Source organism: Pyxidicoccus trucidator (assembly GCF_010894435.1).
Lineage (GTDB): Bacteria > Myxococcota > Myxococcia > Myxococcales > Myxococcaceae > Myxococcus > Myxococcus trucidator.
In genome coordinates this window covers 116,656-129,593 of sequence record NZ_JAAIXZ010000006.1, presented here as the reverse complement: position 1 = coordinate 129,593, position 12,938 = coordinate 116,656, and the positions used below count along the sequence as shown (strand labels likewise).

General features: G+C 70.0%; 5 protein-coding genes. 1 reads left to right on the top strand and 4 read right to left on the bottom strand.

Annotation, left to right across the window (positions count from 1 at the left end; all coding sequences use genetic code 11):
- Nucleotides 1–239: 239 nt before the first annotated feature.
- From G4D85_RS18820 to G4D85_RS18805, 4 genes are all read right to left on the bottom strand, one after another.
- Nucleotides 240–1,892, bottom strand: a complete 1,653-nt coding sequence (locus tag G4D85_RS18820; protein WP_240359366.1) for an ABC transporter substrate-binding protein — start codon at nt 1,890–1,892, stop codon at nt 240–242.
- Between the two features lie 14 nt (nt 1,893–1,906).
- Complete coding sequence (locus G4D85_RS18815) at nt 1,907–3,037, bottom strand: SCO family protein (protein ID WP_240359365.1); 1,131 nt, start codon at nt 3,035–3,037, stop codon at nt 1,907–1,909.
- The gene (locus tag G4D85_RS18810) at nt 3,037–5,013 is read right to left on the bottom strand and encodes a YncE family protein (RefSeq protein ID WP_164013849.1); all 1,977 of its coding nucleotides are present in this window, start codon (nt 5,011–5,013) and stop codon (nt 3,037–3,039) included. The genes G4D85_RS18815 and G4D85_RS18810 overlap by 1 nt, the downstream gene beginning before the upstream one ends.
- Before the next feature lie 106 nt (nt 5,014–5,119).
- Nucleotides 5,120–10,393: a cupredoxin domain-containing protein gene (locus tag G4D85_RS18805; protein ID WP_240359364.1), complete on the bottom strand. Its 5,274-nt coding sequence runs from the start codon at nt 10,391–10,393 to the stop codon at nt 5,120–5,122.
- 522 nt (nt 10,394–10,915) lie between these two features.
- Between G4D85_RS18805 and G4D85_RS18800 the strand changes: the two genes are divergently transcribed.
- Complete coding sequence (locus G4D85_RS18800) at nt 10,916–12,895, top strand: lamin tail domain-containing protein (protein WP_164013847.1); 1,980 nt, start codon at nt 10,916–10,918, stop codon at nt 12,893–12,895.
- Nucleotides 12,896–12,938: the final 43 nt, after the last annotated feature.

The following is a 12,938-nucleotide window of genomic DNA, read 5'->3' as shown; positions in this document are numbered from 1 at the left end:
ACCTACAAGCCTTGAGAGGCTTCCCTCTGAGCCCACCTCTCCGTGCACGCGGGCGGCCGGGAAAGGTTTCCGGACTGATCTCCAGGTGACGGGAAAAAGCGCGGTTGCGCGCCCGCGCGAGCCTTCTCGTGCATGTCGCTGACGGGCTCCTTGCCGGCCCGACTCGAGGGCAGGAAGACGTCGCCCATCAGAAGCTACCCTGCGAATCCACCTGCGCGCCGCCGGGTCCGCATGCCGGCTCACGGCGTCAGGGGAATCCACTCTGACGCCGCGACGAGCCGGCCCGTTGCCGGATCCAGGGCCGCGAGCTGCGCGCCCTGCACGCCCACACGGCGGTTGACGCCGAAGGTGACGGGCGGAGACACGCCCGTGTCGAAGTCGCGGAGTGCTTCCAGGTGCTGCACCAGGCTGGCCCGCGTCACATCCGCGCCGGTGCGCGTGAGGGCTTCCACCAGCACTCGCGCCGCCGCATAGGCCCCGAGCTGGAAGGCCGTGTGTCCCGGCTGCAGGTCGTGCCGCTCCATGAAGGAGGCGAACTCCTTCAAGTCGGGTGCGCGCTCTCCCAGCCCCGCCGGGTACACGAAGCGCACGCGTCCGGTCGAGCCTCCCACCGCCACGGCATCCGCGAGGCTTGCCGGAGCGAAGACCGGTACCGCTGGCGCATGCGCCTCCAGGGCCCGCAGCAGCGTGCCCAGTCCGGACGAAGTGCCCGTGTACAGCACCGCATGCGGAGGCGCGGAGGCCCAGCGCTTCACCGTGGCCTCCAGGTTCGCCAGCGTCCCGTCCGCATCTGGAGCCAGCTCCACCGGCGCCGCCAGCTCGCGGCGCTCCGCCTCCTGACGCACCGCCTGTGCCCAGGCCTGCCCAGCCTCGCCGCCCGCATGCGCCACGACCAGTGGCTTGCGGCGCAGCTCGGGCTCGTTCAGCCGGGCCAGGTGCTGAACCGTCAGTCGCGCCAGGGAGGGTTCATCCGGGTAGAGGAAGAACACGGGACTGTCTTCCTCCGACGCGCCGCCTCCCAGGGTCAACGGCAGGACCAGCGGCACTCCCTCCTGGACCAACAATGCGTCCGAAGGCAGCGCCCCCTGGCGCACGCTGGCCACCAGCGCCAGCACGCCCTTGTCGAGCAGCCGCGCGGTGGCATCCGGCGCCACGTTCGAAGCGTTCTGCCGCGCATGGAGGGCCGCGTCGTCCTCCACCACCAGCTCCAGCTTCCGCCGGAAGATGCCGCCGCCCGCATTCACGTCCGCGAACACCGCGCGCACCACGGCCGCGGCCTCCCGTCCCAGCGGTCCCAGCCGCCCGCTCAGCGGCAGCGCGGCCCCCACGGTGAGGGTGGTGGTGGTGACGCCCGGATCCGGCTGTTCCCCGAGCTGCTGGAGGTACGCGAGCAGCTCCTCACGCTCCGCCTCGCCCAGCGCATACCGGGGCATGGCCACGCCCAGCTCACGGCCACTCGCGGACACGCCCTCGGTGATGGCCCGTAGCAACATCTCGCGCGTATACGCGGGACGGGCCCGGTCCTCGACCTCGCCCACTGCGCGTGCGCGGACATGCCCGAGCGCGCCCGGAGTGATGTCCGGCACCTCCACGCCGCCCTCGCGACTGCCACGTCCAGCCGGCCCATGGCAGCGCGCGCAGGCCGCCACCTCGCCGCTCAGCTCCACGCGCTCGGGCGCCAGGAACCCCATCAAGGGCTCACCCCGGACGCTCTGGCCGCGCTGGAACAGGCTCCGTCCACGCTTCGCCGCCGCCGGATCGAAGGGAGGAGGGGAGGCTTCCTGTCGCCTGCATCCCACCAGCCCCGCCATCAGCCACAGCACGAGCGCGGAGGCCCGCAGCCACGCCGTGCTCCAGCCGCACCCGGGCACTCCGCCTCGTCCCAGCCGCATGCCACGCATCGAAGTCACTTCGGATCGTTCAGGTGTTCCACCGCGTGGACGATGTTATCCACCTGCGCCATGGCGGGAGACTTCACCCACATGCCCGTGGCTGAATCCCCGATGAGCAGCGTGGTGTTGTGCGCGTCGGGGTTGTCCACGTACCCGCCCAGCTTCTTCAGCACGAGGGTGATGTTCTCCCGCGAGCCGGTGAGGAAGTACCACCCCTTCTTCACGCCGAACTTCTTCGCGAACGTGCCCAGGCTCTTCGGAGTGTCGTTGGCCGGGTCCACGGAGAGGGTGATCATCGTGATGTCCTTGCCCACGCGGCCGCCCAGCTTCTCCTGCACCTCGGCCAGGTGCTTCGTGATCGGCGAGCACGCCCCCTTGCACGAGGTGAAGGCGAAGTTGATGAGCACCTTCCGGCCGCGCACCAGGTCCTCGTAGAAGCGGTGCGTCTTGCCGTGCTGGTCCACCAGCTCCGTGTTGGTGAAGTACTTCGCGGCGGCCGCGTCCTGGGCGGCGGAGTCACTGGCCGCCGAGCCCAGCTCGGCCGGAGCCGCGGACGCGGCCTGCGCCTCGCGGATGGCCTCCAGGATGCGGGACGGGCTACCCAGCCCGTCCACGCGGGTCCACGAGTCCGCCACCGCGTTGCCCACGAGCACGGTGGGACGGTGCGCTTCCTTGTCGGGCACGTAGCCACCCAGGGCCACCAGGGCCTCCTTCACCTTCGCTGGCTCGCCGGTGAGGAAGGACCAGCCGGGTCCGGGCTTGAAGGGCTCGGCGAACTTCGCCATCCGCTCCGGCGTGTCGTTGGCCACGTCCAGGGTGATGGAGATGAAGCGCACGTCGTTCTTCGGGCCCAGGTCCTTCTGCACGCGCGCCATCGTCGCCGTCATGGGCGTGCAGATGGTCTTGCACCGCGTGAAGATGAAGTTGATGGCCACGGTGTGTCCGCGGACCAGGTCCGTCCACAGCCGCACCTTGCGGCCCGTCTGGTCCACCAGCTCCACGTCCGGCACCTCCACGTCCAGGGACGCGGGCTTCGCGGCCGCCGGTGGGGGCGTGGGGACGGAGACCTCCGCGGCGAGCACGGGCGTGGCGAACACCAGCGCGGCGGCCAGCATCCAGCGAGAGGGAAGGGCGTGCGGCTTCATCAGGGGACCTCGGTGGAAGCGGTGGCGGCGGGAGACGGCAGCACGCCCAGGGTGAAGGTGGGCAGGCGGCCCAGGTCGATGCCCCGGCTCTCCACGCCCACGACGAACTTGTACTGGCCGGGCTCTGGCGGCGCGAAGTCCACCTCGAACTGGCCCTCGGCGGTGCGGCGCGGCTCCGTGCGCCACTGCCACGTGCCCGGCGTCTTGAACATCAGCACGCGAATCTCTTCCGGCTGCACCGAGGGGGCACCGGTGCCCGCGGTGGGCTCCAGCTTGAAGCGCAGGGGCACCGTGGAGCCGGCGGTGAAGGTCGCCTTCGGGTCGAACTCCGGCGTGAGCGCCAGCGGCAGCTTCTTGACGAGCGCCGCGTCCTCGGGAACGCCGCCCACCTTCCACTCCGTGCAGACCACCGCGCGCGGGTTGTCCACGAGGAGCTGGACGTCGTAGGTGCCGTTCTCCCGCACCATGCCCGAGGCCGTGTAGACGCCGGGCTCCACCTCGCGCAGCGAGCGGTCCAGCACCAGCACCGCGCGGGGCTCGCGGCCGTAGTTCAGGTGGGTGCCGCGCGGGGCCATCATGCCCTCCTGGTAGAGGTAGAGGGCGCGGTCCGCGGCACCGGCGACGATGACGCCATTGCCTTCCGGCAGCGGGGCGATGGCGTCCGAGCGGCCCAGCTCGCGCGCGTCCGCCGGCCGCTTCTGCCCCATGGTGACGTGGACGATGGACGGCTTGCCGGTGCCCTCCAGCGTCCGCAGCTCCACCAGGGACACGCGGCCCTCCTGCGTGTTGCGCACGTAGGCGAAGGCGTCCGTGAAGATGACGGAGTCCGGCGCGGAGAAGCCGGTGAGCGAGTGCGCAACCTGGCTGCGTGCCGCGTCCACGATGTCCACCACGCCCGCGTCCTTGTGCACCAGGAAGGCCCAGCGGCCGGTGCGGTCGAAGCGCAGGGCCTCCAGGCCCGGCTTCACGGGGATGCGGCGCGACACCTCGCGGCTCGCCGGGTCCACCACCAGCACCTCGTGGGTCCGTGTCTGCGCCACGAAGACGGCGCGAGCCACCGGGCTCCAGGCCACCGTGCCCGCGCCCGCGCCAATCATCACCCGGCCCAGCACCTCGCGAGAGGCCACGTCCACGGCGAGGAGCGAGTCACCTTCCTCGCTGGTGAGCCACGCGGTGCGGCCCTCATCGGAGAAGGCCAGCTCGTGCCGTCCGGGGCCCGCCTCCACCGTGTCCACCACGGCGTGCGACGCGGTGTCGATGACGCTGACCGTGCCGTCGCCGTCGTTGCTCACCCAGGCGGTGCGGCCGTCCGGAGCCACCGCGATGCGGCCCGGCTGCCGTCCCACGCGAATGGTGCGCAGGGCGAGGAAGCGCTGCGTGTCCACCACGGACACGCTGTGGCTGGTGGGCACCGTCACGTACACCGCCGAGCGGTCTCTCAGCAGCGCCCAGTCCGCCACCGCGCCGCCCACCGACACCAGGCTGTGCAGCTTGGTGCGGCCGAAGGCAATCTGCGGGTTGATGACGGACAGCGTGTGGTCGTGGTTGAGGGTGAGGAACCAGTAGGCGTTGAGGTCCACCTCCGCCCGCGCGGACAGCAGCCCGCCCAGGTACGTCTTCACGCGCTCCTTGCACGTGGCGTCGTCCAGGGGCGCTGCGTCCTTCGCCCGCAGCGACAGCCAGCCCAGCGGCCGGCGGCCTTGAAGGGGCTCGCCCGTCTTCGCGTCCTTCAGCACGAAGCGCGCGGTGCCCTGCAGCGGCGCGCCGCGCTCGGCCTCCAGGGGACGCGGGGCGAGCGCCAGGTCGAAGGACACGGCGACGCCCTCGCGCTCCACGGACACCGCGGGCGCGGTGATGGCGGGGAGCGGAGCGGCGGGGGCTGGAGGCTGGGGCGCGCGGGGCAGGAACAGCCAGCCGGCGGCCAGGGCGCCCGCGGACAGCAGGCCGGAGGCGGTGAGGATGAGGTGCTTGCGCATGGGGTGTGCGGAGGAACAGGCGGCGAAGGGAAACGAAGAAGCGGGTGCGGCGCAGGCGGGGGGTGAAGACCCGCGCCGCACCCGGTGTTGCTCGACGAACGGGTGGCTACTTCACCCGGTACACGCCCCACAGACCGCCGCCGCTCCAGAGGAAGCTGGCGTGGTCCCGGTACAGGTAGTCACCCTTGACGCCGTACGCGCCGCCGGCCCCGTACTCGGGGATGATGTTGTAGGACTGCATCACCGACGCGCCGCCCTGGGTGGCGATGATGGGCGAGGACGCGTTGGGCCCCATGACGCGCGACTGCGCGCCCGCCGCCCACGGGTTGCGCCGCCACTCCGCGCCGTGCAGGGAGATGGCGTGCTGCCGCGAGTGGCCGCTCGGGTGGCCGAACCGCCAGCGCAGCGGCTCACCGGCATTCACGGTGAAGATGGGCGTGGCCGGGTCGCCGTACACGGCGGAGCTGAGGATGTCGCGCAGGTCGTAGTTGTTGATGTCCTCGGGCGACGTCTGCGGCGGCACTCCCAGCCGGGCCCACAGCGGCTCGGTGCGGTAGTTGAACGCCTTCTGGCCCGTGTCCTGCGAGTCGTCGATGCCGGCCGTGTTCCGCAGCGACCGGCCACTGTTCAGGCCGTCGGTGTCCCAGAACTTCGAGTTGTCGCTCTGCAGGCCGAGGTCGTCCTGGAAGAGGTTGACGAACTCGCGGAACGTCTCCTGCGAGCCGTCCGGCCGGGTGTACGTCACCCGCGCCTGGGCCTCGGTGCCGGAGTCGGTGGTCCAGGCCGAGTTCGTCGGCTCGATGATGAGCGCGCCGATGGCGCCGTGCATGCCGTGATTGATGACGTCCGCCATGTTGCGCAGGTTGACGATGCCGAACTCCATGCCCGTCACCTTGCCCAGGGGGAATGGCGACCCCTTGGGCGAGCTCTTGAACTCGCCGGCGTACCACCGGTACACGCGCGTCTTGCCCGGTGCCACCGTCTGCACCGCGTTGAGGCCCACGGTGGCCCCGTCATCCGTGTTCACGTCGTAGCTGACGAGCTGCGGATGCAGCGACACCCGGTTCGACATCCGCACCTGGTTGACGTTGAAGTTCTCGGTGATGGCGGAGTGGTGCGCCCAGATGTCCGTCTTCGGCAGCGGGGTGGAGGGCAGCCGGTTGGTCAGCGACACCTGCACGCACTCGCCCGCGCGGGCCCGGAGGATGAGCGGCTCCGGCCTGCGCTTGCCGTCCCGGAGCGGAACCAGGTGCGCGTCCTGGGCGAAGATGATCGCGTCCGGGTCGTAGATTGCGTACTCGTCGTTGTAGACGAGCCGCTTGTTGGGCAGCCAGTTCTTCGCGTCGATGGCGGAGACCCGGTACGTGCGCACCGGCGAGCCCTTGGGGCACGAGTCCACCAGCACGGGCTTGATGCCGAACCAGCCCGCCAGCTCGTACTTGGTGACGAGGTCGGCGTCGACCTTCATCATCGCCTCGCGGTCGGCCATCAGGTGCTCCACGGTGCGGGGCTCCAGCTCCTTGCCGGACTCGTCCACCTCGTAGGACTTCTGCACCACCTCGTCCTGCTCGCTCAGCTGCTCCAGGCCGGCCTCGGCCGGCAGCTCCTCCAGCAGCACGGGGGGATAGGCCGTCAGCTCACGCGCCTGGGCGTCCGGAGGCTGGAGCTTCGGCCGCTTGTCCGCGGCGAGCAGCGCCACGTCCGCCAGCGAGCGCGTGCCAATCTGCTTCCGCTTGTACGTCCGCATGATGCCCCACATGCCGTTCCACAGGTCACCGTTGGACGCGCTCATGTACATGTAGTCGGCGGTCTCGTACGGGCCGACGATTTGCGGCATGCCGGCGCTGAGGTCGAACTCGAAGTGCTCGGAGATGCCAATGGCCTGGCCGTTGTAGAAGCCGCTGTGCGGGTCGTACATCTCCTTGAGCCACTTGTTGCCGTGGAGGCTGAACGAGTGCTGCTCCTCCTCCGAGCCCTGGATGAGGCGGATGCGGACCTTGTCGCCCACGTAGCCCTCCAGCAGCGGCGTGTACGGGTCGCCGTGCACGTCCGAGCGGAAGACGTTGGCCATGTCTCCGCGCCAGTCCGTGTACTGCGCGCGGTCGCTGCAGCTGTAGCGCTGGGAGATGCGCAGGGGGATGGGCTCGTTGTAGTAGTTGACCGTCATCGCGCCCGGGTCCGCGGCGCTGATGGCCTCCGGCATCGGCGTGCTCCCGAAGCCGATGGCGATGGGCAGCTTCTCCTCCTTGTAGTTGGGAGGGTTCACCGGCTTGCCGCACTCGTCGTAGTAGGGGACGTAGTCGGCGAAGGCGAGCGCGAACTCACGGAAGCTGTTGGCGGGGTTCGCGGTGATGATGTTCGCGCGCCAGCTGGTGGGGCCACCGTCGGCCACTCGCGAGCCGAAGTACACGCCGCTCTTCGGGTCCTTCCACTTGGAGCCCGGCTCCTCGACGATGAGCGCGCCGTAGAAGCCGTGCTGCTGGTGTGACGACGGGCCGAAGTGGTCGTGCGTGAAGACAGTCTCCAGCGTGTGCTGCTTGCCCGTCGAGGTGGTGCCCAGCGGGTCCGCCCACCAGCGCTGCACGGTGGTCTGCGCCGTCGGCGGAGCGCGGGGGATGCGCGGGTGCGTGGCGGGGATGGTGAGCAGCGTCCGAGGGCCCGTCTCGCCCACGTTGCCGTCCACCGCGAAGGCGCCGCCGGCCGCGTTGGCCAGGTGGATGCGGTGCTCCACCGTGTCCGCGGACAGCGTCCCGTCCTCGTAGTTCCACCCATTGCCGGCGCCGTCGGACGCCGTCACGTCGAACTTCACCAGGTGGATGTGCTGCCCGATGATGTCCGTGGGCGTGTAGATCTGGAAGTCATCCGGGTTCAGGTGCGCGGGGATGATGTTGGTGGCGTAGAAGTTGATGCAGTCGTTCGAAGCGGCGCGGAAGAAGAACGGCTCCGGAGGGCGCTTGCCGTCCTGGGTGGCCGCCACGTCCTCGTTGAGCACCATCAGCCGGCCCTGCGGGTCATGCCAGCCTGCGCGATTCATGTTCTGGATGGCGACCTGCAGGTACGCCGCGCGGTAGTTGCGCATCGGCACGCCCGTGGGGCAGGGGTCCGCGAAGGGCGCGCCGGCCACCGCCGGGCGGCCGTTGATGAGGAAGCGCCCGCTTGCGCCCGACGGCGTGTAGGCCGGGTAGGACCTCGCCGCGTCGCCGTGGTAGGTGACCGCCGCCGCGGCGTTGGGGAAGGTGCCCGCGTGGAAGGACATGGCCGCCTGCTCCATCGCCGTGCCGTTCTGGGGCAGCAGCTTGATGTTGAGCGCGGAGGGGTCCACGTCGAAGCGGCCGTCGTTGCCGTACGTCACCGGACCCACCGCGCGCGTGACGATGTGGCGCGGCAGCCCGCCGTCGTACTCCAGGTCCAGCGGCGCCTGGGGCGCGCGTCGGCCGGCCAGGCCGGCGATGTAGAAGGGGAAGCCGGGGAAGGCGGGCCGCGTCATGTTGCCGGACGGCGTGCTGACCACGGTGGCCGCGTACGTGGGCATGGGCGGCATGGCCCGCTGGGGAATGGGGATGACGGCCGGGTTGGGCGTGCCGCCGGAAATCTCCGCGTCCGGCAGCATGCGGTCCTTGGTGCCCGCCTCGAACACGTCATGGACGCGCCAGAGGGCCCACATGCCCTGGGCGAAGTGCGGGTACAGGTGGCAGTGGTGGATGGAGTCGCCCGCGGTGAGGTTGCGGTTGCCGGAGCCACCGAAGTTGATGTCGTAGGTGAAGGCGGAGGCCGGGCCGATGGTCTGCGAGTCCAGGTAGTTGGAGTCGTTGACGCCCGGCGAGTACTTCCACTGGTGGGCGTGGAGGTGGAAGACGTGCGTCTCCGCGGGGCCCGCGTGGATGTTGCGGATGCGCACCGGGTCGCTCAGGTAGCTGTGGTGCACGTTGGACGGGTCATCCGGGTAGAGCGCCTCCACGGCCTTGCCGCTGGCGTCCTTCTCCACGTTCATCGCAGGGTCGCCGTTGGCCCAGGACTCGAGGAAGAACTCCTCGTACTCGCAGGTGACGCAGTCCTTGGTGGGGCCAATCTTCGCGCGGTTGGCGAGCAGCTCCGCGCCCAGGCCGGCCACGCCGTAGTTGATGCCGAAGCCGTCGCGCACGCTGTGGAAGGTGGGGTTCCACTCCAGCTCGTCGAAGGCCTGAACCGCCTTGATTTCGTCGTGGTAGATGGCGGTGATTTCGCGGAAGTGCCCCTGGTCCTTGGACGTGTTCGTCTGCATCACCGTGGAGCGGTAGCCGGTGATGATGGCCTCCAGGTCTCCGTGGCGGATGCGGTTGCTGCCGTCGAGGATGGCCAGGTGCGGCCGGCCGGTGGAGTCCGCCAGCTCGTAGTTGATGCGCGGGGTGCCGTCCGGGTTGGAGCCGGTGGTGACGGCCTTGAGCACCGCGTTGCTCACCTTGGAGCGGTACCACTTGCTGCCCTGGGGCTCCACGTTGACGGCGCCGAAGAGGCCCTGCGCGGTGGAGCCTCCGTCGCCCTGGCCGCCGAACGAGGCGCCCATGCTGTAGAAGAAGAAGGTGCCCTCGTGGTCCGCGTACCACGTCTGGTCAATGCTGTTGCCGGGGGCCACGAGGCTGCTGCCATTGAAGCCCACGTTGGCGCCGTCCGAGGCCATGTTGACGTACTGCAGGCCCTGGATGTGGAGCGACGCATGGCGCGTGGCGGGGGAGTCGTCCTTGTGGTCGCTCTCGAACTCCAGCTCCTGGTTCGGGAAGAACCACCGGCCGCCCACGGCCTTGTTGTTGATGAGGGAGAGGACCGGGTCATACGTCAGGTCCCACACCCAGGTGGGCAGGGCCTTCTGCAGGAAGCTGATGGAGGTGGAGCCTCCCGCCCTGCTGGGGCCGGGCTGCGACTGGCTGGGGCTGGGAATCATCGAGCGCGTGGGCGCCAGCCAGTTGGTGAACTTCACGTTGAGGCAGTCGCCCACGTTGGCGCGCAGCGCCAGCGGGCGGGGGCGCTTGCTCACCTTCAGGCGCGCGTTGCCCGGGCCAATGGGCTTGCTCGTGGAGATGGCCTCCACGTCCTCACGAAGGGCATACACCATGCCCGTGGGGTTGTAAGAGCCGAGCCGGTTGTAGGTGTAGACCTGGTCCAGGGCCACCACCTCCGCGGTGACGGTGCGTGCGCAGGTCGGCGCGGTGAGCGGCTGGGCCGAGGCCTCCACCTGCTCGGTGTTGGGAGGGCTGATGGGCTGGTAGCCGGGCGCGGCTGCTCCGCCCGCGGCGTCTGGCTGGCAGGCGAGGGCCGAGGTCAGCACCGCCGCCAGCACGGAACGGCCGAGCGCGGGCGTGCGCCTGCCTTCGGACAGGGTGCCCCTGTCCTTGCGTCGATTCACGGTTGAGAACACGCTTCCCCCTGGGGTGCGGGCGCATGGGATTCCTGAGAGATGTCTCAGGAATCACTTGCATGTTTCTGAGGAAATCCTCATCAAACACAGACGCACTGTCCGTGTTTCACGCTTCTCAGTAGCTGCCTGACTTCATGAAAGTAAACAGGTCTGCGTAACCGTGCGGACTCTGGCCGCTTGCCGCGAGCCGCTACACGCTGTCTGAGAGGTTTCACAGGAAGTGACGGCGCGTCATGGCGTGGATGGCGCCGTCCGGAAACCGCCGGAGCTCGGCACCAGGAACCGGCCAGGACGGGGCCGGCATGGGCCGGGAGGGGAGGGGCGCGCCAGACCCCGGTGGTCGGCGGCGCCCCGGTCCGGTCGGCGCGCATGCCCCTGAATTTGCTGGAAAACATGGAAGGACTGAAACCGGCAGGTTTTGGTGGGCCTGTAGCCTGCCGCTATTTGCGAAATGGAGGACATTTGTGGGATTCAAGGAGGCCCCCGCAAGCCGCAATGGAGTCTTCCCCCATGACCTGGTCCTTCCGGCAGCTGCTGGCGCCGCTCTCGGCGTTGCTCCTCCTTGTCACCGCCTGCGGCGATGATCCTGAGTGTGGGAACGGCATCGTCGAGGCCGGCGAGCAGTGCGACGACGGCAACACCGCCAACGGTGATACCTGCCCGAGCAACTGCCAGCCCGCTCCTGAGACAGATGCCGGCAGCCCTGTCTGTGGAAATGGCCGGTTGGAGGGGACCGAGCGTTGCGACGACGGCAACCGCGCCTCCGGCGACGGTTGCGAGAATGACTGCACCGTCACGCCCGAGCTGCAGATTGATTCCGGTGTGACGGACTCAGGTGTGTCGACGGACGTGGATGGCGGCGCGGATGCGGGCGACGGCACCGACGCGGGCAGCGACACGGATGCCGGTTCGGAGACGGACGCGGGTTCCGACACGGATGCGGGCACGGAGACTGATGCCGGCTCTGACACGGATGCGGGCACGGGAACTGATGCCGGCTCCGACACCGATGCGGGCACGGGGACTGACGCCGGCTCCGACACGGATGCGGGCACGGGGACTGACGCCGGCTCCGACACCGATGCTGGCAGTGGCACAGACGCGGGCAGCGATGTCGACGCGGGCACGGATGCTGGCTCCGACGTGGATGCTGGCATGGACGCGGGTTCCGACCTCGACGCGGGCCCGGCTCCGGACGCTGGCTCCGATGCAGGCACCGCCACCGACGCTGGCACGGGCACCGACGCGGGCACGGATGCAGGCACCGCCACCGACGCGGGCACCACGCAGGTGGCGCTGGCCGACTTCGGTCCGACGGGCACCTTCGCGCGCTCGGGCTTCAGCGGCCCGACGTTCCCGGATGCGCTCCGGGTGACGCTGAAGGAGCCCGCGCCCGTGGAGGTGTGGGTGGAGATGAGGTCCTCCAGCCCGGCCGTCGTGGTGGAAGACACCAACCTGGTGCGAATCCCCGCCGGCGCCACCTCCGCCACCGTACTGGTGAGCGCGGACCTGGCGGCGGACCCGGGGGTGACGAAGGCCGTGCTGACGGCCACCCTCGGGAACGTCTCGCGCGAGGCCACCGTGCGGGTCATCGCCGTGGACGAGCCGGTGTCGCTGTCCATGCTGACGCCCGAGTCGGCGGTGGTGGCGGGCGGCAGGACGCACACCTTCACCGTGGTGCTCGACGTGCCCCCGGCGGTGGATACGGAGGTCCAGCTCGCGGTGCAGCCCGCGTCGCTCGGCACCGCGCCGGTGCGCGTGACGGTGCCCGCCAACACGCTCTCCGCCAAGTTCGACTTCACCGCGGGCTCCACGGCCGGCCAGGGCCAGGTGTCCGCGACGCTGGGCGCCCGGACGGCGGTCTCCTCCGTCCAGGTGACGGGCGTCGGCGCGAACCACATCGTCATCAGCGAGTTCGCCGTGCGCGGCAGCGCGACTGGCCCGGCGGGCGACAACGACGAGTTCATCGAGCTCTACAACCCCACCGCCAGCACGGTGGACCTCGGTGGCTGGCAGGTGCAGTACAAGAGCTCCACGGGGCCGGACTACCTGAGCTTCAGCCTGCCCCCGGACGCGAGCATCGCGCCGGGGAGCTACTACCTGGTGGTCTCCGACGCGTATCCCGCGAGCGCCCCCGTCCAGGGAGACGCGAGCTGGGAAGGGCTCTTCCACCTGTCCGCCAGCGCCACGGGTGGCGGCCACGTGCGCGTGGGCCCGCCCGACCTGGGGACGAAGCCCGAGGACCCGCTGGCGGTGGACACGGTGGGTTATGGCACCGCCAACCGGCCGGAGGGCACCGCCATCCAGGGCTACCCGCCCAACGGCGGCAGCTTCGAGCGCAAGGCCAACGTCGACTCCACCGCCGCCAGCATGCAGACGGGCTCGGACGCGCTGAAGGGCAACGGGCACGACTCCAACGTCAACGCCGCGGACATCATCCTGAGGACGACGCGCCAGCCGCAGAACGCGTCCAGCCCGGTCGAGCCCTAGGCAGAGCCGGCAGCCCCTACCGCCAGTGTGCGTGGTAGGGGCT